This is a genomic window from Flaviaestuariibacter flavus (assembly GCF_004337505.1).
Classification (GTDB): Bacteria; Bacteroidota; Bacteroidia; order Chitinophagales; family Chitinophagaceae; genus Flavisolibacter; species Flavisolibacter flavus.
The window spans coordinates 28,538-52,578 of sequence record NZ_SJZI01000042.1 but is presented as its reverse complement, the minus strand read 5'-3'; the positions used below and the strand labels follow the sequence as shown (position 1 = coordinate 52,578).

21 protein-coding genes are annotated in these 24,041 nt (G+C 59.1%); 13 read left to right on the top strand and 8 right to left on the bottom strand.

Features of this window, described 5'->3' with window-relative positions:
• Nucleotides 1-26: 26 nt before the first annotated feature.
• Nucleotides 27-1,109 carry a 1,2-phenylacetyl-CoA epoxidase subunit PaaE gene (gene paaE, locus EPD60_RS08200; protein ID WP_131448664.1) on the bottom strand — a complete coding sequence of 361 codons (1,083 nt, stop codon included), beginning with the start codon at nucleotides 1,107-1,109 and terminating at the stop codon, nucleotides 27-29.
• Between the two features lie 289 nt (nucleotides 1,110-1,398).
• On the opposite strand from paaE, the gene EPD60_RS08195 reads away from it, so the two are divergent.
• The 3 genes from EPD60_RS08195 to EPD60_RS08185 all read left to right on the top strand — a co-directional run bounded on the left by EPD60_RS08195 (nucleotide 1,399) and on the right by EPD60_RS08185 (nucleotide 4,675).
• On the top strand, nucleotides 1,399-2,166 hold the full coding sequence (locus tag EPD60_RS08195; protein WP_131448662.1) for a DUF3575 domain-containing protein: 768 nt from the start codon (nucleotides 1,399-1,401) through the stop codon (nucleotides 2,164-2,166).
• 208 nt (nucleotides 2,167-2,374) lie between these two features.
• Nucleotides 2,375-3,298: a PfkB family carbohydrate kinase gene (locus EPD60_RS08190; RefSeq protein WP_131448660.1), complete on the top strand. Its 924-nt coding sequence runs from the start codon at nucleotides 2,375-2,377 to the stop codon at nucleotides 3,296-3,298.
• Nucleotides 3,299-3,610: 312 nt separating this feature from the next.
• Complete coding sequence (locus tag EPD60_RS08185; RefSeq protein WP_131448658.1) at nucleotides 3,611-4,675, top strand: hypothetical protein; 1,065 nt, start codon at nucleotides 3,611-3,613, stop codon at nucleotides 4,673-4,675.
• 60 nt (nucleotides 4,676-4,735) lie between these two features.
• Here EPD60_RS08185 and EPD60_RS08180 read toward each other — a convergent pair whose 3' ends face one another.
• On the bottom strand, nucleotides 4,736-6,715 hold the full coding sequence (locus tag EPD60_RS08180; protein WP_131448656.1) for an LTA synthase family protein: 1,980 nt from the start codon (nucleotides 6,713-6,715) through the stop codon (nucleotides 4,736-4,738).
• Between the two features lie 185 nt (nucleotides 6,716-6,900).
• Here EPD60_RS08180 and EPD60_RS08175 point away from each other — a divergent pair, with 185 nt between their 5' ends.
• Complete coding sequence (locus EPD60_RS08175) at nucleotides 6,901-7,521, top strand: phosphatase PAP2 family protein (protein WP_165871476.1); 621 nt, start codon at nucleotides 6,901-6,903, stop codon at nucleotides 7,519-7,521.
• Between the two features lie 71 nt (nucleotides 7,522-7,592).
• The gene (locus EPD60_RS08170; protein WP_131448652.1) at nucleotides 7,593-10,478 is read left to right on the top strand and encodes a serine hydrolase domain-containing protein; all 2,886 of its coding nucleotides are present in this window, start codon (nucleotides 7,593-7,595) and stop codon (nucleotides 10,476-10,478) included.
• A gap of 169 nt (nucleotides 10,479-10,647) precedes the next feature.
• Here the strand turns inward: EPD60_RS08170 and EPD60_RS08165 are convergent, their stop codons facing one another.
• Together EPD60_RS08165 and EPD60_RS08160 are read right to left on the bottom strand one after the other, a co-directional pair.
• A complete protein-coding gene (locus tag EPD60_RS08165; RefSeq protein ID WP_131448650.1) occupies nucleotides 10,648-12,279 on the bottom strand; it encodes a PSP1 domain-containing protein in 1,632 nt (543 codons plus the stop codon).
• Nucleotides 12,280-12,665: 386 nt separating this feature from the next.
• Nucleotides 12,666-13,886, bottom strand: coding sequence for a DNA polymerase III subunit (locus tag EPD60_RS08160; RefSeq protein ID WP_131448648.1), 1,221 nt, complete (start codon nucleotides 13,884-13,886; stop codon nucleotides 12,666-12,668).
• Nucleotides 13,887-14,051: 165 nt separating this feature from the next.
• On the opposite strand from EPD60_RS08160, the gene EPD60_RS08155 reads away from it, so the two are divergent.
• On the top strand, nucleotides 14,052-14,783 hold the full coding sequence (locus EPD60_RS08155) for a TylF/MycF/NovP-related O-methyltransferase (RefSeq protein ID WP_131448646.1): 732 nt from the start codon (nucleotides 14,052-14,054) through the stop codon (nucleotides 14,781-14,783).
• Between the two features lie 105 nt (nucleotides 14,784-14,888).
• Here EPD60_RS08155 and EPD60_RS08150 read toward each other — a convergent pair whose 3' ends face one another.
• The gene (locus EPD60_RS08150) at nucleotides 14,889-15,374 is read right to left on the bottom strand and encodes a glutathione peroxidase (protein WP_262708837.1); all 486 of its coding nucleotides are present in this window, start codon (nucleotides 15,372-15,374) and stop codon (nucleotides 14,889-14,891) included.
• 746 nt (nucleotides 15,375-16,120) lie between these two features.
• The gene (locus EPD60_RS08145) at nucleotides 16,121-16,330 is read right to left on the bottom strand and encodes a hypothetical protein (RefSeq protein WP_131448642.1); all 210 of its coding nucleotides are present in this window, start codon (nucleotides 16,328-16,330) and stop codon (nucleotides 16,121-16,123) included.
• A gap of 71 nt (nucleotides 16,331-16,401) precedes the next feature.
• Here EPD60_RS08145 and EPD60_RS08140 point away from each other — a divergent pair, with 71 nt between their 5' ends.
• From EPD60_RS08140 to EPD60_RS08125, 4 genes are read left to right on the top strand one after another with little or no spacing between them, the layout of a single operon-like run.
• A complete protein-coding gene (locus EPD60_RS08140) occupies nucleotides 16,402-16,914 on the top strand; it encodes a DinB family protein (RefSeq protein ID WP_131448640.1) in 513 nt (170 codons plus the stop codon).
• Nucleotides 16,911-17,510, top strand: a complete 600-nt coding sequence (locus tag EPD60_RS08135; protein ID WP_131448638.1) for a GNAT family N-acetyltransferase — start codon at nucleotides 16,911-16,913, stop codon at nucleotides 17,508-17,510. The genes EPD60_RS08140 and EPD60_RS08135 overlap by 4 nt, the downstream gene beginning before the upstream one ends.
• A gap of 7 nt (nucleotides 17,511-17,517) precedes the next feature.
• The gene (locus tag EPD60_RS08130; RefSeq protein ID WP_165871475.1) at nucleotides 17,518-18,573 is read left to right on the top strand and encodes a 3'-5' exonuclease; all 1,056 of its coding nucleotides are present in this window, start codon (nucleotides 17,518-17,520) and stop codon (nucleotides 18,571-18,573) included.
• Between the two features lie 39 nt (nucleotides 18,574-18,612).
• Nucleotides 18,613-19,068: a DUF1801 domain-containing protein gene (locus EPD60_RS08125; protein WP_131448634.1), complete on the top strand. Its 456-nt coding sequence runs from the start codon at nucleotides 18,613-18,615 to the stop codon at nucleotides 19,066-19,068.
• 74 nt (nucleotides 19,069-19,142) lie between these two features.
• On the opposite strand, the gene EPD60_RS08120 is transcribed toward EPD60_RS08125, so the two are convergent.
• Entirely contained in the window at nucleotides 19,143-19,811 is a 669-nt protein-coding gene (locus EPD60_RS08120) for a porin family protein (RefSeq protein ID WP_131448632.1), read from the bottom strand.
• A gap of 166 nt (nucleotides 19,812-19,977) precedes the next feature.
• Here EPD60_RS08120 and EPD60_RS08115 point away from each other — a divergent pair, with 166 nt between their 5' ends.
• Entirely contained in the window at nucleotides 19,978-20,979 is a 1,002-nt protein-coding gene (locus tag EPD60_RS08115) for a bifunctional methionine sulfoxide reductase B/A protein (RefSeq protein WP_131448630.1), read from the top strand.
• Between the two features lie 201 nt (nucleotides 20,980-21,180).
• Here the strand turns inward: EPD60_RS08115 and dusB are convergent, their stop codons facing one another.
• Nucleotides 21,181-22,212: a tRNA dihydrouridine synthase DusB gene (dusB, locus tag EPD60_RS08110; RefSeq protein WP_131448628.1), complete on the bottom strand. Its 1,032-nt coding sequence runs from the start codon at nucleotides 22,210-22,212 to the stop codon at nucleotides 21,181-21,183.
• Nucleotides 22,213-22,277: 65 nt separating this feature from the next.
• Here dusB and EPD60_RS08105 point away from each other — a divergent pair, with 65 nt between their 5' ends.
• Nucleotides 22,278-23,237, top strand: a complete 960-nt coding sequence (locus tag EPD60_RS08105; RefSeq protein WP_131448626.1) for a CPBP family intramembrane glutamic endopeptidase — start codon at nucleotides 22,278-22,280, stop codon at nucleotides 23,235-23,237.
• 2 nt (nucleotides 23,238-23,239) lie between these two features.
• Entirely contained in the window at nucleotides 23,240-23,950 is a 711-nt protein-coding gene (locus EPD60_RS08100) for a phosphatidate cytidylyltransferase (RefSeq protein ID WP_131448624.1), read from the top strand.
• Nucleotides 23,951-24,041: the final 91 nt, after the last annotated feature.

Here is a 24,041-nt window from a genome sequence, read left to right as displayed (position 1 = left end):
TTAACAAAGGGCGCCGGGGAGCGGTTCTATTTCGCGTCAAAATCCACCACCACCCTTCCCGTCGTCGGGTGGGCCTGGCAGGTGAGGATGAAGCCCGCGGCTACCTCATCGGGCTCGAGGCCCCAGTTCTGGTCCATATTCACGGTACCCTCGAGGAGTTTGGCCTTGCAGGTGCAGCATACGCCGCCCTTGCAGGCATAGGGCAGGTCGGCGCCCTGCTTCAGGGCAGCGTCGAGGATGCTGTGACCGTTCTGCGCCAGCTCGAAGTCGAAGGCGATGCCGTCAAGCTTCACCGTTACGGCGCTCCGCGGGCCGCTGTCGGCCACGGGCTGCGTTTCGGTATGCACCGTGGAGCCTTTCTGGCCCGGCACGGTGAAAAGCTCGAAGTGGATGCGCTTTCCGTCGACGCCCGCGTCCTGCAGGAAGTCGCGCACACAGAAGATCATTTCCTCGGGCCCGCAGATAAAGAAGTGGTCGGTGCTGTTAAGATCGAGGAGGCGCTTGTCTACCAGCAGGGCGCACTTGTCGCGGTCGATGCGGCCGTAGTTGACGGCGGCGTCGGTACGCTCGCGGCTCAGCACGTGGTAGATGCGGAAGCGGTCGATGTATTTGTCTTTGAGCGCCTCCAGCTCCTCCTTGAAGATGATGGAGCTCTTGCTGCGGTTGCCGAATACAAGAGTGCACTGGCTGCCGGGCTCGGTGGCGAGCACCGTCTTGATGAGCGACAGCACGGGTGTGATGCCCGAGCCGGCGGCGAAGAAGGCGTACTGGCGGCGCTGGGTGGCGTCGAGGTCGATGCAGAACTTGCCGGTGGGCGGCATCACCTCGAGGGTGTCGCCAGCCTTCAGTTCCGTGTTGGCCCAGGTGGAGAACTTGCCGCCGGGCACCTGCTTCACGGCTACGCGCAGCACCCCCTCGAGGGGTGAGCTGCAGATGGAGTAGTTGCGGCGCAGCTCTTCGCCGTCGAGGGTTTTGCGAAATGTGAGGGTCTGCCCCGCGCGGAAGCGGAAGGCTTCCCGCAGGTCGGCGGGCACGTTGAAGGTGATGGACACGCAGTCGTCGGTTTCCCGCTGCACCTTTTTCACTGTAAGAGGATGGAAGTGGATCATAGCAAAGCGGCGCGAAGATACGGAACACGGCCCCACCCCAACCCGCTCCAAAAGGGGAGGGAGTGGCGCTCCCTCAAAAAAGGGAAAGAAAGGCATGCCGGAGGCATGCGCGTTTCCCAGAGTAAGGGATGGCTGGTTCATCGGAAGCCCCCGGAGGGGTTCAGGGTCCCCGACCCGGGGGATGCGGCGCCGGTGCTGCCCGACGGGGGCCAAAGCGCGCATTCCGGCCGCCGGCTATGTCATTTGCGCGCCGGCCTGTACTTTTACAGCTCTCAACCCAACCTGAATTATGCGTAAATCAACTAAACTACTGCTTGCGGCAGCGCTCTTCTGCGGCAGCGCCCGGGCCCAGACCGAAAAAGAAAAAATCAAGGTACAGAACCCGGCCGCCCGCCAATGGGCGGTGAAGTGGAACCCCGGCGGGCTCTCTTTCGGAAATGTTGCCCTTCACGGCGAATACAACTACAAGAACAAGAAGTCGATCACCTTCGGCGTGGGCATCCCGGTGCAATCTACTTTCCACCGCCAAGACAACGGTTCCGACTACCAAATCACGAACAAGACGTTTTTCCTGCAGGGCGGCTACCGCATGTATTTCGGGAAAAAGCCGATGCGCGGATTCTATTTTGAGCCCTTCCTGAAATATGTGAATTACAAAGGCAACGGGGTTTACGATGAAAATACGCTGGTGAAAGGCGACGAATACGACCTTACGGTAAAGAGCTCCACCTTTGGCATTGGCGCCCAGCTGGGTGTCCAGTTTGTGATTGCAAAAGTGGTGACGCTCGACCTGTTCCTGCTGGGACCCGAGGCCAATACGGGTAAAGTGGACGCCGTCTTCCATGACCCCAATAATAATTTGCCCTGGAACCTTGTACCGGGGCGCCGCCAGGATGTAGAACGGCAGATCCGCGACGCGGTAAACGATATACCGCTTGTGGGCGATCAGCTCGCAAAAAACATTGTTGTTGATGAAAACGCCCGTACCGTGAGCACCAACTACAGCGGCTTCCTGCCCGGCTTCCGCATCGGCGGCTCGATCGGCATCCGGTTTTAGACCCCTCCCCGGCCCTCGCCAAAAGGGAGGGAGTTAAAAGCAGGTACAAATCTGACCTCATCACATCTGACATCTGACATCTCCATGCGGCCCCGGGCCGCTTTTTTTTGGGCATCCTGCCCGATTGGCTTAGGTTTGCACGCCCTTCTTTTCGTCGGGCGATGGCCTTTTCCGCCATCTTCATCGCTCAAAAACACTGGAATTTCTTATGTCGTTAATGGTTGTAGGCTCCATGGCCTTCGATGCTATTGAAACCCCCTTTGGCAAAAGCGACCGCATCATCGGCGGAGCCGCCACTTATATCGCCTGGAGTGCCAGCAACTTCTGCCAGCCGATCCGGCAGCTCTCCGTGGTGGGCTATGACTTCCCCAAGGAAGAACTGACCGTACTGGAAGACCGCGGTGTGGTCATGGAAGGCGTACAAATCAAAAAGGATGAAAAGACCTTCTTCTGGAGCGGCCGCTACCACATGGATATGAATACCCGCGATACGCTCGACACCCAGCTCAACGTGCTGGCCAACTTCGAGCCGATCGTGCCGGAATCGTACCAGGGCGCCGAGTTCCTGATGCTGGGCAACCTCGTTCCCGCCGTTCAGCACAGCGTGATCAAGCAAATGAAAGAGCGTCCCCGCCTCATCGTGATGGACACGATGAACTTCTGGATGGAAGTGGCGCACGCCGACCTTCTCGAAGTGATCAAGGAAGTGGACGTGCTGCTGGTGAACGACTCCGAGGCCCGCGAGCTGAGCAACGAATACTCGCTGGTGAAGGCTGCCCGCAAGATCCTCACCATGGGTCCCAAGTACCTGATCATCAAAAAGGGCGAGCACGGCGCGCTCCTTTTCCACGGCGACAACGTGTTCTTTGCACCGGCCCTGCCGCTCGAAGACGTATTCGATCCCACCGGTGCCGGCGACACCTTTGCCGGCGGCTTTATCGGCCACATCGCCCGCACCAGGGACATCTCCTACGAAAACATGAAGACCGCCATCATCGTCGGTTCGGCCATGGCTTCCTTCTGCGTGGAGAAGTTCGGCACCGAGCGCCTCCGCGAACTCAGCAAGGCCGATATCGAAGCCCGCATCCGCCAGTTCCAGGAGCTGGTGAACTTCGACATCGAACTCGTATAACCGAAATACAGAAACAACTGGCGAAGCCCCCGGATACCCCGGGGGCTTTGTATATTGGTTAATTGGTCTATTGGTTAATTGGTACGTGTTCTCTGCCAGCCCTTCCCTGCCGAACTATTTTCTACCAACCTTCCGAACCTCGTGACGCTTCCGCGTTTGAAAAGAAATTCTTCGTTCCTGCAATAACGTTACGGGTATCCCGTTTTTTATCCCTTGTACCGGTTTTTTGTTTTTTGGTAGGGGCAGGCTCCGTGTGTGACCGGAACAGCCGTGTTGTGAGGGTGAAAAACTTCAACCTAAATACGTCCGCGTATGCTGCGCACACCAACTGTTTCGGCCCTGCTGGGCCTTGCTCTTTTTTCCTGCAGCCCGGCCGCCGCGCCGGAGGCCCAGGTGCCCCGCCCGGCGGAAAGCTTATCCCGCAGGGAGCTGCCAGTCCCCGCGCCGCGCATCGCTGCCAAAGCAGGCAAATCTTCCAAAACCCGATCGCTCGATGAATTGCTGGCATCGGCCGACGGTAGTGTGCTGGTGCACCCCATCGACCCGCGGGCCCACAACGTGGTCAACGGCTGGCGCGGCACCGTGCTCACCCTGCCGCCCAACAGCCTGGTGCTGGCCGACGGCAGCGAGCCGGCGGGGCCGGTCACCATTACCTTGCGCGAATTTTACACCCCGGCCGACATGATCGGCGCCCGTATTTCTACCGTCTCTTTCGGACGACTGCTGGAAACCGCCGGTGCCGTGCTGGTGGAAGCCCGCGCCGCAGATGCCGACTGCCAGCTGCGCCCCGGCGTTCTTGTGGACCTGGAATTCCCCTTCGAAGAAAAGCTCCCCGGCATGCAGCTCTTCACGGGCAGCCGCGAAGGCGGCCGCCTCAACTGGAACGCCATTTATGACCTGAAGTCGGGCAACCGCTTTGCCCGCAACAACGCGGCACCCGTAGCGCACCGCGTGGGCACCGGCTATTATTCTTTTCATTGCCCGGTGCTCGGGCTCATCTCCTGCAGCCGTTTTACCGAACAGGGCGAAGAAAGCACAGCATTCGATGTTACCGCCGCGCCACTCGAAGAAGGTGCCGCTTTCCTCCTTTTTCACAACAGCAACAGCATCGTGGAAGGGAGCTTTTCCGTCGACGTGGCACACTTCGACTCAGTGCCCGCCGGCGAGCCGGTAACGGTGCTGCTCACCAAGCGCAGCGGAGGAAAGCTTTTTCTTTCCGTTAAATGGGGCATTGTGGGAAGCCGCGGGCTGGAGCAGCCTGAATTCATCATCGTTACCGCGAAGGAGTTGCTGGAGAAGCTGCGTGCGCTGGAGCGAAAATCGGCAACACATTCGGTAGCGCGGCTATTTTCCCCGTCCCGTGCATCCTTGCTATAAAACGTCATCAGCCCGCAATTCCACTGAAACAGCAGACCGCGATCCCACCGGCAGGCGGCCCTATCGCTGAGCGCCTTTTTTGTTGTGGTAAAGCAACCAGCGGTTTGTTTCCCACCAGCCCATCACCATGCGGTCCATGTGTGCTTCAGCGGCGGCGCGGTTGGCGGGCAGGGCACCGTTGGTCAGCGACAGCAGGCGGTTGCGCCCGCCGCCGATAGGGCGGTAGTAAAGCGTGTCGCCTTCGAAGTAGCCGATAGAGCCGTCGTTGGGCGAGAAGATGAAGGTGCTGTTCCAGCGCTCCCGCTGCGTGCCGGTGCTGTCGAACAGGTTTTTCCCGAGCGAGGAATAGCGCGGGTACACGCCGGCGAGCGAGGCGATGCTCGGCATGATGTCGATCTGCGAGGAGAGCGTATGGCGCAGCTGGGGCGCGAGTCGCCCGGGTGCGTAGAAAAGCAGGGGCACGTGAAAGCTCTCGAGGCTCACAGCGCTCCAGGCCGGCGGCATCAGCTTGCCCACATCACCCTTGATGCCGTGGTCGCCCACGAATACAAAGAGTGTGTTGTTGAACCAGGGCTGCCGGCGTGCCGACTCCATGAATTTCCGGAAGCTGAAATCGGTATAACGAAAGGCATTGAGCTCGGCATTCGACGTAAAGCCGTTGCGGTGCAGCTCCGCGTCGGGCACGGTGATCTCTTTGAATTCATTCTTGTCCTCACCGGGAATGGTATAGGGGCGGTGGTTGTCCGCCGTCTGGATGATGGCGAAGAAAGGCTTCGGCTCTTTGGTAAGGCGGGTGGTGGCCTGCAGCAGCAGGTTCTTGTCGGAAATGCCCCACACGTCTACCTGGTCGCCCTCGAGGCGGTCCTGCTCAATGAGGTTAAGGCCCGCGATGTTGTTGTACAGCAGCCCGCGGATATTGGCCCAGGAGGCGCTGCCGCCGATGAAGTAGTACTTGCTGTAGCCGGCGAAGTCGTTCATCAGGATGTGCTGGTCTACCGTGGCCATGTTGCGGCTCGAGGAGCCATTCATTTCCACGTCGGGCAGGCCGGTGAGCGTGGCCCATACGCCGCGGGCCGTACTGTAAGAGTTGGTAAAGCAGTTGCGGAAGAACACACCCGAATCGCACAGGCTCTTGAAATAAGGCGTTGTGTTGAGCGGGTTGCCCCACATGCTGCTTTTGTAGGCGGAGAAGCTTTCGCAGATCACGAGCACCACGTTGGTGCCTTTGGGGAGCGCCGCCGGTGAAGGGGTAACGTTTCTCCCGAAGTTCAGGCTGTCGCGATTGAGCTCGGTAACGCCCAGGTAGGGCGCCATCGTATCGTAATAAGCGGCCACTTTGTTACGGTCGTAGGAGGATGTACGAAACTTAAGCGTGCTGAAAAAGCTCTGAAAGGGATTGAGTGCCAGCTGCCCGTCGAAGGAACGGGGGAAGGCGAACACATCGCTCCAGCGCAGTGCAAACTGGCTCAGCGAGCCCCAGATGCCGGCGAGCAACAGCAGCGAAAATGCCGTATAGTGGGCCCAGCGGAAGGCCACCGGCTTTTGCGGCGTGGCCGCCATGGCGCGGAAGAGGCGGCGGAAAAGGAACGAGAACAGCACCGTGAGCAGCAGCAGCGCCAGCAGCACGCGGATGACCGGGTAGGTTTCCCATACCATCTGCGCCGAGATGGCCGTTTCCTTCAGCAGGCTCAGCGAAGCGCCGTTGAGGCGCTGCTGGAGGTAGTCGTAGTGATAATAATCGATCACGTAAAAAAAGAGCACGAGGAAAGCCAGGAGCACGAGCAGCGGCACCCAGAAGCGGCGTGCGCGGGGGCTGCGCCAGGGCCGGAGGGCGGGGATGAAGGTGAGCAGGAGCGAGAGTCCGCCCAGCACCGCGGCAATCCGCGCGTCGAACCTGAACCCCATCCAGAATGCGGCAGCGGGAAAGCTTTCACCGGCAGGGTGGTAGGCGATATAAAAGAAAAAACGGAAGAGTGTAAACAACACCAGGAAGATGATGCTGATATAAAAAGACCACTGTATCGGGCGCGGAATGTTCATGTTTCGTGTTCTGTTTTTGTGAAGCCGGGGAGAGAAAGAGCGCTGATTCCGCGAGCGGAATACGCAGATCGATTATGATTTATTATGATTGGCAGACGCACGCGATCCTGTCTGCGCAAATCATAAAAATCATAAGAAATCAGCGTTCTTTCTCTCCCCCGCGAAGCGGCCTTATCTTCGCCCCGATGAACGCTTTGCTGGAACTGGACCGCTCGCTTTTTCGCCTGCTCAACGGGCGCTGGCACAACGCGCTTTTCGACGCGGTGCTGCCTTTCCTGCGTAACTCGCTTACCTGGCTGCCGCTTTACCTGTTCCTGTTCGTATTCGTGCTGGTCAACTTCCGCAAGCGCTGGTGGATTATCGGCTATGCCATCTCCACCGCCACACTCACCGACACGATCAGCAGCACCATCATCAAAAATCTCGTCTTCCGGCAACGCCCCTGCAGCGACCCCAGCCTCGGAAGCGTACGCTTCATCGTGTCCTACTGCCCCATGTCGTCGTCGTTTACCTCTTCGCACGCGGCCAACCACTTCGGCATTGCCATGCTCCTGTTCCTGCTGCTTCGTCCTTTCATCGGCAGATGGGCCTGGGCCTTCATCTTCTGGGCAGCCTCCATCGGGTATGCGCAAATATATGTTGGCGTCCATTACCCGGGCGACATCCTGGGCGGCACCGCCGTAGGCCTGCTTACCGGTTGGCTGATGTACCGCCTCTTTTGCTACCACCCGGGGCCGCTGACGCACGACGACCTTTTCACCACGAACACAAATAGTCGCAAAGTTTCACAAAAAGACGCGTTATAATCCGCCGTTCACGCCTTTTGATCCGGCCGGGCGGCCCGATTTGGCCTAAATTGTGGCCCTAGAACGGTTGTATGATGCGCTATCTCTTTTCCGCCCTCCTGTTGGGCACCTGTACCCTTACTGTATCCGCCCAAAAGCCCACCAGGGCTGCCCGTCACTGGGTTGACAGCACCTTCAAAACCTTATCGCCCGAAGAACGCATCGCGCAGCTGATGGTGGTGCGTGCCCACAGCAACTTCGGCCCCGAGCACGTGGCCCACGTAGACAGCCTGATCCGGCAATACAACGTCGGTGCGCTCTGCTTCTTCCAGGGCGGCCCGGTGCGGCAGGCCCTGCTCACCAATCATTACCAAAGCATTGCCCGCACGCCGCTGATGGTGACCATCGACGGCGAGTGGGGCCTCGGCATGCGCCTCGATTCGGTGACGAAATATCCATACCAGTCCACGCTCGGCGCCCTGCCCAACGAAGACCTCGTTTATAAAATGGGGGCCGCCATCGGCCGGCAGATGAAACGAATCGGCGTGCACGTGAACTATGCGCCCGTGGTGGACGTCAACAACAATCCCAACAACCCGGTGATCGGCTACCGATCCTTTGGCGAAGACAAATACAAAGTGGCGCGCATGGGTGTAGCCTATATGAAAGGCATGCAGGACAACGGCGTGATGGCCACGGCCAAGCACTTCCCCGGCCACGGTGATGTGGAGGTGGACTCGCACTACGACCTGCCCCTCATCAGCAAAAGCGCGGAGCAGCTCGACTCGCTGGAGCTGTATCCTTTCAAAGCCATCTTCAAGGCCGGCGTGGGCAGCGTGATGATCGCCCACCTTGCCATTCCCGCCATCGACACCACGCAGCACCTGCCCACCTCGCTGTCGCGCAACAATATTGAAGGCCTGCTGCGCGACCAGCTCAAATACAAGGGACTCACCTTTACCGACGCCCTGGAGATGAAGGGCGTGGCCAAGTATTTCCCGGCCGGCGAAGCCGCCGTGCGCGCGCTCGAGGCCGGCAACGATATGCTTTGCCTGCCCGAAGACGTTCCCGCGGCCATCGCTGCCATCCAGCAGGCCATCGACGGCAAGCGCCTCAAGAAAAAAGACATCGAGGAGCATGTGAAAAAAGTGCTCTATGCCAAATACAGCCTCGGGCTGAATAAGCCGCAGGTAGTGGATACCACCAACCTGCTGGCCGACCTCAACTCCGAAACGGACAGCATCCGCGAAGCCGTTGCCCGCAATACCGTGACGGTACTCCGCAATGCCACCGGAATGCTCCCGATGGGGCCGAAGCGGATCGCTTATGTTGCGATCGGCAGCGGTAAGGAAACGGTGACTGCGCGCCGCCTGCGCGAAGAAGAACGTGCCGACGTGTTCACTTTCAGCTATCGCCAGGACAGCGCCGCCGCCGAAAGCCTCGCCGCGCAAATACTTGCCGGCCGCTACGATGCGGTGGTGATAGGCATGCATGACTACAGCCTGCGGCCCGCGGGCAATTTCGGCATGACTACCAGCAGCCAGCTGCTGTGGAGCAAGCTCAATCGCCCCACCACCGCTACCCTGCTCTTCGGCAATGTGTACGCAGCAAAGAACTTCTGCGACGCACCCACGCTGGTGGCCTTTTACCAGGACGATTCCATCACGCAGGAGACCGGTGCCGCCTTCCTGCTCGACCGCGTGAAGGCGCTGGGCAAGCTGCCGGTAACGGTTTGCACCTTCCCTTATGGTAACAACGCGCCCGTAGGCCGGTTTGTACCGGTAGGCTTTTCAGCGCCCTGGCTGGCGGTTGACAGCATCCTCCGCGACGGCATCGCGCGCCGCGCCTACCCGGGTGTGGTGGTGCTGGCCGTAAAAGACGGGCAGGTGCGCTACCATAAGGCTTTTGGCAAATATGAATACGACTCCCTGGCGCAGCCCGTGCACCTCGAAAGTATCTATGACCTCGCCTCGGTAACGAAGGTCTCGGCCACGACGGTTTCGCTGATGAAGCTGTATGACGAAGGCAGGCTGGACCTTGACAAAACGCTCGGCGACTACCTGCCTGCGGCACGCGGCACCGACAAGGCCGGGATCAAGGTGCGCGACATCCTGCTGCACCAGGCAGGCCTCGTGCCCGGAATCGGGCTTTATGGCGAAACGATGGACCCGGCAACGAAGATGCCTTCGCAGCGTTACTACCGCAGCGAGCCCAACGACACCTTCGGCATCCCGGTAGCCCGCAACCTGTGGCTGCGCAACGACTGGACAGATTCAATGATGGCGAAGATTTACAACAGCAAGCTGGGCACACCCGGTAAATACGTGTACAGCGATCTCGACTTCATCCTGCTGGGCAAGATCGTGGAGGCCATCGCGAAGCAGCCGCTCGATCAGTATGCGCAGAAAACATTTTACGGCCCGCTGGGTATGACGACGACCGGCTTCCGTCCTTTCATCCGCTTTGGGGTGGAACGAACCGTGCCCACGGAGCCCGACAATTATTTCCGCCGCCAGCTGCTGCGCTCTTATGTGCATGATGAAACGGCAGCGCTTTTTGGTGGCGTGTCGGGGCATGCGGGGCTTTTCTCCAATGCTTACGACCTGTCGATCCTTTACCAGATGCTGCTCAACGGCGGCACCTTCGCCGGCAAGCGTTACCTGAAGCCCGAAACGATCCGGCTCTTTACCGCATACGGCAGCACCACGAGCCGCCGCGGCCTTGGCTTCGACAAGCCGGAGCGCGACAACGACACGCGCAAGGAGCCGTACCCGGGCTCGCTGGTGTCGCCCGAAACCTTCGGCCACACCGGCTTTACGGGCACCGCCGTCTGGGCCGACCCGAAGTCGGGACTCGTATATGTTTTCCTGTCGAACCGTGTAAACAGCGGCCGCACCAATACTTTGGGGGAATTGAATATCCGCGGCAAGGTGCTGGATGCCATCTACCGCGCCATCGGCACGGAGCAGCAGCCATAAGCGCTGAGCGGTCAGAAGCGCTGGTTGCCACGCAGGCGGCGTACAATGAGGAGGACGACCAGTATGAGCGCGGCCGCCTGAACGATGCGCGCCACATTAATGATCCAGTCTATTTCAATCAGCAGCATGCTGCTAAAATAAAAAACCCCTCAGGTGAGGGGTTTTCTTTTTATCCTTCTGCTTTTGGCGGGTTGTCGTTTTGTGCGTTGCCGCCACCGTCTCTCCGGCGCCGGCTGCCCTGCGAGCGCGGCAGGTTGTCGCCGCCTTGCTTGGGTTGCTGCTGCTGACCTCCGCCTGCTGGCGGATTCTGGTTCTGCTGGCCACCACCCTGGCGGGGCTCGCGGCGCTGACCCTGGGCTTTCGGCTGTTGTCCTTCGCCGCCGGCCTGCGGGTTGCGGGGCTCCCGCGGCGGGCGCTGCTCGCGCTGCGGCCGCTGGCCTTGCTGCTGACCGCCGCCACCCTGCTGGGGCTTCGGTTGCTGCTGCTGGCCTTCCGCCTTCGGCTGCTGTCCGCCAACCGGCGGATTCGGTCCGCCACCACGACGACCGCCGCCTCCACCTTGCTGCTGCGGCTTCTGGCCTTGCTGGCCAGCACCACCGCCGCCACGACGGGCAGGCACGGGGAGATTGCTCTTGGTATCGCCACCCTTCTGCGGGGCGCGGCCGCCACCGCCGCCCTGCTGGCGACGCTGGTCGCGGCGCTTGCGATCGGCTTTCTCCAGCGAGCGCAGCGAGATATGACCCACTACGTCCACGAACTCCGGCTCAATTTCTTTGTCTTTCGTGGAAACGATCTCCACCACGCCGAGCTCGTCGGGGATGACACCCTGCGTGTTCAGGGCCTTGATCTCCTTCACGCGCTCGATGGTAAGCGGGTACTGCTTCGAAGAGTCGGGCAGCACGTACCACATCAGGTTCTTGAAGATATCTTTCTTGATGAGCGTTGCCGTACCGCGCTGAATGCGCAGCAGGTCGGCATGCTCGGGGAAGCCCTGGAGGGCGTCGAGGTAGGTATCCAGCTCGTAGTTGAGGCAGCACTTGAGGCGGCCACACTGGCCCGAGAGCTTGGTCTGGTTGATCGACAGGTTCTGGTAGCGCGCAGCGGCGGTGTTCACCGATTTAAACTCGGTGAGCCAGGTGGCGCAGCAGAGCTCACGGCCGCAGGAGCCGATACCGCCCACCTTACCCGCTTCCTGGCGGGCACCGATCTGGCGCATCTCCACCTTTACCTTGAATTCGCCGGCGAGGATCTTGATGAGCTCGCGGAAGTCCACGCGGTCGTCGGCGATGTAAAAGAAGGTCGCCTTCTTGCCGTCGGCCTGGATCTCCACCTCGCTCATCTTCATGTTGAGCTTCAGCTGGCGCACGATGGCGCGGGTGCGGACCAGGGCGTCGCGCTCGCGGGCCTTATTCTGGTTCCAGAGCTCCACATCGCGGTCCGAAGCCTTGCGCAGGATGCGCTTCATATCGGAGGCGCCTTCCTTGATTCCTTTTTTCTTGAGTTGCAGGCGAACGGTCTCGCCGGTCAGCGATACCTCGCCCACATCGAAACCCGACACGCCTTCCACGGCCACCAGCTCGCCGGTGGCAAAAAACTGGAGGGTGCTGTTTCGGTAAAATTCTTTCCGGCTCCCGCTGCCAAAGGTGATCTCAACCACCCGGCAATAGCTGTCATTGTCTACGATCGGCAGGTTCACCAGCCAGTCGTAGGCATTCAGGCGGTTGCAGCTGTTGGTGCCGCAACTGCCGTTGCTCTTGCAACCGTTGGGCGTACCCTTGGAGCCACAATTTCCACATCCCATATGTTTAGGTCTGTTCTTAAGGTTAATAATGACCGGGGAAGCGGACGGACGCCGAAAGGCTACGAAGCTCGGTTGCCAGGCGATGCGGGGTTTCCGGTGTAGGGGAAGGCGCAGGAGCGGGCTCTGGCAGGCGGGGCAAGGGACGGAACCCCGGGGGGAACCACCTTTTATAGTGAGTTTTCGATAGCAAATTCATTCGGTCGGCACAGGTCCGGAACCTCGGGGATATATGTCGGGGCCCTCGCGGGCTTACGCAAATATACTCCTTTGAAGCTGTTTTCCGACCGAAGGAAATGTTCAATACCCAATGTTCAATTTTCAATGTACAAGGATGGGCCCACTTGAAAATTGAGCATTGAGCATTGATTATTGAAAATTGGTCTTTGTCAAACGGACACGACCACCCCGTTTTTGATAATATGAAACAGCTTAATCGTCACCGCGTGAAAGAGGATCTTGGCGTTGGCGTTGCGCTCCACGTGGTAGGCCGCGGCGTCGAGCTCGGTGGCTACGGCCTCCTTCTGGCCGGCGTGCAGCACCTTGTTGAGGCGCTGGGCGAAGTCGAGCTCCGTAGGTGAAAAGGTAGCGGTGAGCCCGGCCTCGGCGGGCGTGCCCCCGAGCACCTCCAGGCGAAGCGCCTGCTCAATGAGGTGGCTGAAATAGCGGAGAAACTGCTTCTGCTTCTCACGGCCCAGGCGCGCAAGCTCCTCGATCACCTTCAGCTGGGCCGAAGGGTTATAGCGGATGGTGGCGCCGAGCCATTCCTTCAGCAGGGTGCCGAAGTCTTCGTCGGCATGCTGCAGCAGGTGCAGGGCCTCGCGGTAAGAGCCGCCGCTGGCATTGGCCAGGGTGCGGGCGGTATTGGCGTCCACCCGGGCGCGGGCTACCAGCGCCGCCTCGATGTCGGCCGGCTCGAGCGCGGGCACCTTGATCAGCTGCGTGCGGGACAGGATCGTATTCAGGATGGCGCCCTCATTTTCGGCCACCAGCAGGAAAAGCGTATCGGCGGGCGGCTCCTCGATCAGCTTCAGCAGCTTGTTGCCCTCCTTGCCGAGGTACTCGGGCATCCACATCAGCAGCACCTTGTAGCCGCTTTCAAAGCTTTTCAGGTTGAGCTTCCGGATGATCTCGTTGCACTCGTAGGCCGTGATATTCCCCTGCTTGTTCTCGGCGCCGATAAACTGCAGCCAGTCGTACACGTTTCCGTAGGGCGACTGCTTCACAAAGTCGCGCCACTCGGTGATATAGTCGGTGCTCACCGGTTTGTCGCCCGACTTTTTCGGGATAACGGGGTAGGAAAAGTGAATATCGGGATGCACCAGGCCGGCAGCCTTGGCAAAGGCGTCCTGCCCTTCCATCCAGGCGTCGGCGGCTTCGGGTGTTCCGGGGAGCTTTACCTCCACGGCTTCGCCGAACATGCCGCCAGCTGACGGATCCGCCTTTTTATTCGGCAGCAGCGCCACGTATTCGGCAAATGCCAGGGCCAGCGGCAGGGCACCGCTTCCCTCCTTGCCCAGGAAAAGCAGGGCATGGCTGAGGCGGTTTTGCGCCACCATCTCTACGAGGTGCTGTTTCACTTCTTGCTGGCCGATAACGTCGCGGAACATAGGCCCGCAAGTTAATGCGGTAATGCGGTAATGTGGGAATGCGGTAATAAAGGCAATGTCTAAAGTTTCACTTGAAACCTTTAGTTATTATCCGATAAAACAGGCCGGGCGGGATGAAGAAGGCAGCCTGTAGAAAAGCTGGGACGATGCCGTAATTTGGCACTCATGAAGCTACTGAAGGTTTTCCGGGAATACGCGGAGCTTGCGCGGCTGCAAAAAGAAATGGCGGCCTACTTTCCGACATTTTCCGAGCAGAAAGCCTGGCTGGATAAGCTGCACCGCATCGACAAGAACGTACGCTCCTCCCACAATGCCAGTCATATTCTTAAGTTCCTGCTTGCCATCCTGGAGCTTCCCGAAGAGATGCCCGGCTGTATCGTGGAAGCAGGCACCTACAAAGGGGCAAGTGCCTGCAAGATCTCTCATTTCGCCCGCCGGCGCGGGCGCGACTTCTATATTTTCGATTCATTCGAGGGTCTTCCTGCCAACAACGAGCAACATGACAGGAGCCTGGAGGGACACTCCATCCGGGATTGGTTCCAGGAAGGAAAATTCTGCGGCACACTCGGCGAGGTGCAGGAGAATATCCGCAATTACGGCATCCCCGAAAGCTGCCGCTTCGTAAAGGGATGGTTCGAAGAAACCATGCCTTCCTTCCATGAGCCGGTGGCGCTTGCCTACCTGGACGTTGACCTTGCCTCCAGCACGCGCACCTGCCTTAAACACTTATACCCGCTACTGTCGCCCGGCGGGCGCATTTATTCGCAGGACGGCGACTTCCCGCTTGTAATCGATGTATTCCGCGATGCGCATTTCTGGCGGGAAGAAGTGGGCTGCACGGAGCTCCCGGTGATAGAAGGGCTGGGAAAGAAGATCACGGTCATTCGTAAGCCCTGACTGAAAGTCCGCGGCCGGCGGCTCGCCATAAAAAGACCTATGCCCCTGCATTCCGGCAGGGGCATAGTTTATATTCGGTTTGCATCTTCGCAAAGCCTGCATCTTCTATTTCAGGTACGAAGTCAGCTCCTCGCTCATCGGGGCCACTTTGCTCGGGAACACGTGTACGAGCTTGCCGTTTTCGTCGATGAGGAACTTGGTGAAATTCCACTTGATGACGGGGCCTTCAACACCCTGCTTTCTGGCTTCTTCAGCGAGGTACCTGAACAGCGGGTGCGCGTCGTCGCCCACTACCGATACCTTGGCGGCCATGGGAAAGGTGACGCCATAGTTCTTCTTGCAGAAAGCGCCGATCTGTTCGTTGGAGCCCGGCTCCTGGCCGCCGAAGTTGTTGGCGGGAAAGCCGATCACCACCAGCTTGTCGCTGTACTTCTTATACAGCTGCTCCAGGCCTTCGTATTGGGGCGTGTAGCCGCACTCCGAAGCCGTGTTGACGATCAGGATCTTCTTGCCTTTGTACTGCGCGAGATCGATGGTGCCGCCGCTGAGGCCGTCCACTTTAAAATCGTAAAGTCCGGTTGCTGTGATCATGGTTAAGAGGGTTGCGAGGAACAATAATTTCATGGGATGCTGCTTTGGTGGTGAATAACAAAGGTAAGGTCCAAAAGGTTGGATGCAACTCATCCGGAACCCTTGTTAAAGCATCTCATCGCCACGCGCCGGCCCAGACCCATCCCCCTGCCAGCGCTTCGCGCGCAACCTGCGCCTTCGCTTGGTTGTCCAAGGGGAAGGGGTGTCTCTCGGGTATATTCCTATCGTTTGGAAGAGTCTTCTATTTGGAGCTAATAACACAAGAGCGGATGCCGATGGCATCCGCTCTTGCAGGATATTCAACCAACAAAAGGTAGCAGACAGAAATGAATGACCAGCAGAGGCACCCTTCCCTTTGGGAAGGGACGGGGATGGGTATTCCGGGGGTGAGGGTACAGCGGTAGTGATCCCGAAAGCCCCGGAACCGCCTCCGCAAATGGCCGAACCGGCTCCAACTGGGTTAGGATCACTTTCGCAAATGCCGACAGGAGGTATAATCCGGCTAGCATCGGCTCCGCAGATGCCGCAACAGGGTCTAACGGAGTTAGGATCGTTTCCGCAGATCCCGGAGGTGACCGCACCTCAGTTAGGATCACTTCCGGAAATACCGGATACGGGTCTAACTCATTTAGGATCGGCACCGGAAATGCCGGCAAAACATTCCTCAATTCGGCCTATGAGTTTTTGGAAGTCAGTTGATTATGCAGGCGTGTTTGCCTGGATCCCCCCATTACCCCATTCTCCCATTACTCATGCAGGGTCATATCATCGGCATCGGTGCGATCGCCCTCACCCGAGTGCCCGCGGCGGGCGCGCTCATCGGGATGCTCGTCCACCGGTTCTTCCAGCGACGGCTGCGGCCGGTTGTGGGTGACGGGCTGCGGCGCCGGTTGCTGCGCGTTACCATATTCCCGCTGCGGCGCGGAACCGCCTTCAAGGTTCTTGTTTTCTTCCATGGCCTCGTTTTGAAAAACCGTGCAAAGGCGGTGCCGGAACGTCGGCTTATCTTTAATCCTCAAACGATGGTATGCAACAAGACGAATTCTTTTCCCTGCTCGACCGCACAAGCGCCGAAACGCTGGCCCAGGCCCGCAGCTTTTCCACCGAAGCGCTGAACACCGCGCCCGAAGGTTGCTGGACGCCGCTCCAGGTGCTCGAGCATATCTGCCTCACCGAGGCATTGATCACCAGCCTGCTGCAGCGCCCTTCAGAAGAGCAGCACGATAATCCTGAAGTATATGGCGCATCCAAACTGCGTCACCTCATCGTTGGCAAACGCGATATCAAGCGCACGGCGCCGGATCGCCTCCAGCCCGGCGGCGAGCTGCTAAGCCTTGCCGGTTTCGAAGAGCGGTTTACCCGCCAGCGCGAAACCCTGAAAGCGGCCATCAGCGGCGGCGCGCTCCCCATCGACCGGCGCCTCTTCCCGCACCCGGCCCTGGGCAATATGACGGTAAGCGATTGGCTCTACTTCCTGGTTAACCATACCGAGCGCCACGTGGAGCAACTCAAAGAAATTGCGTCAATCGCCACCGCATGAATTTCGAATACCTCGACACGCCGCGCCTCCGGCTGCGCGTACACGACAAGCACACCTATCGCTATGCCTTCGAGCAGCTTTCCGGTGCGGAACTCGAAGCCTTCTTCGGCACCGGCGACGCCGACGCGCTCGCCCTCGAGCGGCGGCGCCACGAAGGCGGCATGGAAACCTACCGCAGCACCTTCCGCTATTTTCACCTTATTGAAAAAGCGAGCGGGCACGTCATCGGCTCCTGCGGCTTTCACAACTGGTACCCCGAGCACCGCCGCGCCGAGATCGGCTATGCGCTGACGCAGGAAGAAGCGAAAGGCAAAGGGCTGATGCGCGAAGCCCTTACGCGGGTGCTGCAACATGGCTTCGAAGACCTTGGGCTCGAACGCGTGGAGGCACTGATCGGAGCCGACAACGAACCTTCGCTGGCACTTGCCCGTGGCGCCGGCTTTGTACCCGAAGGCCGGCTCCGCCGCCACTGGAACGTAGCCGGCGTGCTGCACGACTCCCTCGTGTTCGGCCTGCTGAAGTCCGAATGGGAAGAAAAGTCCCGCTCAGGGACAACCGCGGCACCAAATCGGACATCGAAGATCGGACATCCTTAGATTTCCTTTGTACCTTGCCGGTCCGTCCGCTATGGAGCAGCAGCCTTATTTTATACCACCACCTGCCGGGAAATTCCTGGAACTGGAGCGTCCGCTGGTCTTTTTTGACCTCGAGACCACCGGCACCAGCGTTTCGTCCGACCGCATCATTGAGCTGTGTGCCATCAAGCTCAACCCCGACGGCACCCAGGAGGAACTCCACGAGCTGCTCAACCCCACCATCCCGATACCGGCCGGCGCCACCGCCGTGCACAAGATCACCGACGAAATGGTGAAGGGCAAGCCGACGTTTGCGGAGAAAGCCGCTGAATTCGCCAACTTCTTCTGCAACTGCGACCTCGGCGGCTACAACATCCGCCGCTTCGACGTGCCGATGCTGATGGAGGAATTTCACCGCTGCAAGAAGTACCCGATCGTGGTAAAAGACGTGAAGCTGGTAGACGTAATGGGCATCTTCCACAGCAAGGAGAAGCGCGACCTCGCCGGCGCCGTTCGCTTTTACTGCGAGCGCGAGCACGAAGGCGCCCACGGCGCAAAGGCCGACATCCTCGCCACCATCGACGTGCTGAAGAAGCAGCTGCTGCGCTACGACGACCTGCAGCCCAACACTTCCTTCCTGCACGACTACCTCGGCGGCGGCAAACTCGTTGACCCGAGCGGCAAATTCATCCGCAACGATGAAGGCATCATCGTCTTCAACTTCGGCAAGCACTACGGCCGTCCCGCCGACAGCGACCCCGATTACCTGCAGTGGATGATGAAAGGCGACTTTACCGTCGACACCAAGATGGCCATCAAGCGCATCCTCAAAAACATCGAGTGGAAGCGCGACGTGCACGGCTGGCTGCAGGAGCAGAAGATCGATGGCAACGAGTCGCTGGCGGCCACGCTGTACGCCGTGCTGAAGAACGGCGAAGACATCTTCCCGTTCCAGCGCCGCATTGAAAACGGAACGCTCAGCATCATTTACTCGATGGAGCCGCCGTCGTTTTACACGTTTCCCGACAAAGACGCGCAGGACCTGATGCTGCAGGCGCTCGAAGCCCAGGTACAGGAAGCCTGACACGCGTCCTTTCCGATAAATCACCGAACAGATACTACTATGACCTCCACCGCTACCACCCCCCAGGACTATATCGCCTCGCTTCCCGATGATCGTAAAGATGCGATGAGCCGGCTCTATGAAACGATCGCCGGGAACCTGCCCGCAGGCTTCTCCGACTGCATGGCGTCGGGGATGCTCTACTGGGTGGTGCCGCACAGCCGCTATCCGGCGGGCTACCATTGCAACCCGAAACAGCCCCTCCCCTTCCTGGCCATCGCCAGCCAGAAGAATTTCATTGCAGTGTACCACATGGGTCTTTACAGCAACCCGAAGCTGCTCGAGTGGTTTGTGTCGGAATACCCGAAGCATTCGAAGACGAAGCTGGATATGGGCAAGAGCTGCGTCCGCTTCAAGAAGCCGGAAGCCATTCCGTTTGAACTGATCGGCCAGCTCGCAACCAAAATGACACCCGACCAGTGGATCAACGCCTATGAAGAGGCATTAAAGCGATAGTGCAATACCTGTATAAAACGAAATGGCTTCCGCATGGAAGCCATTTCTATTTTGGGGCTTGTAAAAGGGACGAATTAAAAACGGAAACCGACACCGACTTTGAAGGCCTGGTTGTATGCGTCCATATTGCGGTTGGCATCGACCTTGGTGAGGCCGCGATCCCAGGCAGCGGAGATATTGAGACCATTCTTAAGCTGGTAGCCAAGGCCGGCCTGGATACCCATATCCCACTTGTTGAACTGGTTGCCCGCGTCGAAGCTTTTGTCGAGCGCGTTGAAGCCCAGCGCACCGGCCGTCACCCGCACCTTGGAGTTGGCGAGGTAGGAAACCTGCGGGCCGGCAAAGACGTTGAATCCGCCGAAGTTGCCCTTCAGCAGTACGGGCATCGAAATATAATCGAGATTGAGCTGCGCCTTTGCGGTCGGGCTCAGCACGGAGGCAATGCCGTCGAACTGGTAAGAGCCGCGGAGCTCGTAGCCTTTCTGGTCGTAGTTGATACCGGGCTCGATCGAAAACTGCTCACTCACCGGGATGCCTACCGAAGCGCCGGCAAACACACCCAGCTTGCTGTGGGTCTGGAAAATATCGTTGGTATAGCCGACGAGGGAGTTGAGGCTCTTGCTGGCGTTGCCCACGATGGAGGCCGAGTTGACACCGGCTTTAACATTTACGGTTACTTTTTGCTGGGCAAAAGAGGCAGTGGCGGCGGCGAGGGCGGCGAAGAGGAGTACCTGTTTTTTCATAAGTTAGGTTGAAGGTTTTTTCCCTTTATACAATAGATGGAAAAAGAGTCGCGGGGGTTAATCGGGTTGCCGTAAAATCATGTTAAAGCCCCGTGCAAGGTCCTCCGCTCTGCCGTTTGGGTGAACCGGCACGGGTCTACATTCGTTTATAGATAACAGGAGTACGATGAACTGGAACGACGTAATCAACCATACAAAAAACACCGCGGCGCCTGACCGCCGCGTGGAAATGACCGATGAAGAATGGAAGGCGCAGCTGACGCCGGAGCAATACCGCGTCACCCGCCAGCACGGCACCGAGCGTGCCTTCACCGGTGAATACTGCGAGGCGCATGCGCCCGGCATTTATGCCTGCGTATGCTGCGGCACGGAGCTTTTCAACTCCACCACCAAGTTTGAGAGCGGCACGGGCTGGCCTTCGTTTACCGAGCCGGTCAAAGACAACGTGATCCGCTATAAGATGGACAACACCTACGGCATGCAACGCGTGGAAGTGCTGTGCAATGTATGCGATGCGCACCTTGGGCACGTCTTCCCCGACGGGCCGCCGCCTTCGGGACTGCGCTTCTGCATCAATTCGGCTTCGCTGAAGAAAACAGAAGGCACCGGTGATGCCACCGACCGTAGTTCTACGGCCGCGCTCGAAACAGCCACGGTTGGTGGCGGCTGCTTCTGGTGCATCGAAGCCTACCTCGACCAGCTGCGCGGGGTGCACAGCGTCACCTCGGGGTATGCCGGCGGACACACAGAAAACCCGACCTATTATGCCGTATGCGAAGGCGATACCGGCCATGCCGAAGTGGTGCAGGTGGAATTCGACCCGAAGGTGATCGCTTACAGCGACCTGCTGAAGGTGTTCCTGATCATGCACAACCCCACCACCAAAAACCGCCAGGGTGCCGACGTGGGCACGCAATACCGCTCCATCATCCTCACACACTCCGCCGAACAGGCGCAAACGGCGAAGGCCGTGGTGGAAGAGCTCCAGGCCTATTATGAAAAGCCGATCGTGACCGAGATCGTGCCACTGGAAAAGTTCTACCCCGCCGAGCTCCATCACCAGGATTATTACAAGAACGATCCGTCGAAGGCGTATTGCCAGAGCGTGATCTCGCCGAAGCTGGCGAAGATGCGGGAATATTTCAAAGGATTTTTGAAGACTGTCTGACAGTAGGCGAAGCGACGGGCGTAGCCCGTCATTGCGAGCGTAGCGAAGCAAACTGCTGATTTACGCAGGATGGTAGCGCCTGAAAAAAAATTCGAACTGAAGCTGTTACTGGCTACGGTCAGTTTTAAAGTCGGGGAGGTTGCTTCGCTACGCTCGCAATGACGCTTCGCGTCGGCTTCGCACGCCAACTTGTTCCACTTCTTATCCCCGGCAGGTACCGGCATAGAAATACTCTTCCGGTCGCGGCAGCTCAAGCCCACCATAATAGGTAACGATCTCGTCGAGCACGGGATCTATGGAGGCGATGTCGGGAAGCGTTACCAGCTTTGCCCGGAACTCCTTGATATTGGGAAGCCCCTTCAGGTAGTTGGCGTAGTGCCGGCGCATCTCGTTGATACCTACTACCGGCCCCTTCCATTCAACTGATGTATAGAGGTGCCGGCGGATTACGTCGACGCGCTCCTGCACAGTGGGCGGGGCGAGCATTTGGCCGGTGGCGATGTAGTGCTTGATCTCCCGGAAGATCCAGGGATAGCCGATGGCGGCGCGGCCGATCATGACGCCGTCCACACCGTAGCGGTTCTTGTATTCAACGGCCTTTTGCGGCGAATCGATATCGCCGTTGCCGAAGATGGGAATATGAATGCGGGGGTTATTCTTGACGCGGGCGATGGGCTCCCAGTTGGCCACGCCTTTATACATCTGGCAGCGTGTGCGGCCATGGATGGCGAGGGCTTTGATGCCCACATCCTGGAGGCGCTCAGCCACTTCGTCGATGTTGATGGTATTGTCGTCCCAGCCGAGGCGCGTCTTCACAGTCACCGGCAGCTTAGTGGAGTTAACCACGGCCTTGGTGAGGCGCACCATCAGGTCAACGTCTTTTAATACGCCGGCGCCGGCGCCCTTGCTGACCACCTTTTTCACGGGGCAGCCGAAGTTGATGTCCAGCAGGTCGGGGTTGACGGTGTCCACGATCTTTGCCGACAGGGCCATTGCCTCTTCATCGCCGCCAAAGATCTGGATGCCTACGGGGCGCTCCGCCTCGAAGATGTCGAGCTTGCGGCGGCTCTTGATAGCGTCGCGGATGAGTCCTTCGGAGGAGATGAACTCGGTATACATGAGGTCGGCGCCATTCACCTTGCACACGGCGCGGAAGGGCGGATCGCTCACATCTTCCATTGGTGCCAGCAGCAGCGGGAAGTCGGGTAACTGTATTTGATCGATGGTGACCACGGTATTGAAAAGGCCGGCTTATCTTGCAGCCGGCGCGCAAAGGTACCATTCTGCGCCGGCGCTTTATGCAAACATATCTTAAATCACGGCCCGCCCTGGTGCAGCTCCTGCTCTTCCTGGGCATCGCCTGTAGTTCCCTGCTTATTATCAGCGGCCTTGGCGGCATCCTCCTTTCGGCCATCACGGGCATTCCGCTCCGGGATATGGGTATTTATAACGGCGCCAAAGGCACGCCCGCTATGATCTGGAACCTGCGGGGCCTCGTGGTACTGCAGGATTTCGGCCTCTTCCTCATCCCGAGCCTGGTTTATGCAAAGTTCGCCGACGCCCATCCCGCCCGTTACCTGGGTATGCGCCTGCCGAAGCACGCTTCCATGTGGATCCTGGGCATCGCGGTGCTGCTGGTGGCGGTGCCCCTGGTGGAATTCACGGGACTGCTTAACCAGCGCGCCTCCTTTCCCGATTCGGTTGCCAGAAGCATCCGCGAAATGGAAGAAAGCGCCAAAAGGATGCAGCTCCTCATGCTCGCCGACCGCTCTATCGGCAACCTCCTGATCAATATCCTGCTCATCGGCGTGCTCGCCGGCCTCAGCGAGGAGCTGTTCTTCCGGGGCGTGGTGCAGCGTATCCTCGTCCGCGCCTTTCGCAGCCCCTGGCCCGGCATCGTGGTTACGGCGGCGCTCTTCTCGTTTTTCCATTTTGAATTTTATGGCTTTGTGCCCCGCCTCATCCTCGGCATCCTGCTCGGTGCGGCCTACTGGTACAGCGGCTCCATCTGGGTGGCCGTTGTGGCACACGCCCTTTTCAATTCCATCCAGCTGGTAGCCGCCTGGTTTCACCCCGAGCTTGCCGGCGGTGAAACCATCACCGATATGTCGGCGCTCAAGCTGCTCCCGGCAGCCGTCATCAGCGCCGGCCTCACCGCCTGGGTCGTGCTCCGGATGAAGCGCAGCAGCGACACTTCCTACCAGGAGGTCTACGGCGCAGAAGCCGATCCCTATTCCGAAACGAACGAACTCCGCTGATCATGGCTTTCCACTGGCAAACCTTCCGCACCCGCGCCCTCACCGCCATCGTATTTGTAGCCGTAATGGCCGCCGGTCTCTTTATCAACGCAGCCACTTTTGTGGGCCTCTTCACCATCGTGCACTTCGGTGCCTGGGCCGAATTCCTCAGACTGCGCCGCAGCTTTCCGGGCCGTAGTTCTACGGGTATCACCGCCGGCGACATCATCGGCGGCCTGCTGTACATCACGCTTCCCATCCTGTTGCTGTGCGACCTGCGCACCAACTTCCTCGGCACGACCCGCGAGGAAATGGCATTTTCGGATTACGACGGGGCGCGCCTTACGCTCGTATGCGGCCTCATCTTCAGCATCTGGATCAACGACACCATGGCCTATATCGTGGGATCGCTCATCGGCAAAACGCCGCTTTCGCCCATCTCGCCGAAGAAAACATGGGAAGGCACCGTCGGCGGCGCCCTGCTGGCCGTGGTGGTAATGACGCTGCTGGCAGTGTGGGTCGGCTTTCCCGAGTGGTACCATGCCGCCGCTATCAGCGCCATTGCGGCGGTCACCGGCACCATCGGCGACCTGTTCGAGAGCAAGCTCAAGCGTACCGCGGGCGTTAAAGACAGCGGCAACTTCATGCCCGGCCACGGCGGCTTCCTCGATCGCTTCGATTCGCTACTCTTCGCGGCGCCCTGCGTGTGGCTTTATGTGCTCCTTGCCTTTTAGCCGTATTTCCAAAATACCTTCCGGTAGGTATTGCCCGCAGCCGCCGGGGCAAATAGTTTTGATGCATTGCTTCCCGCTGTCGTCAACAAAC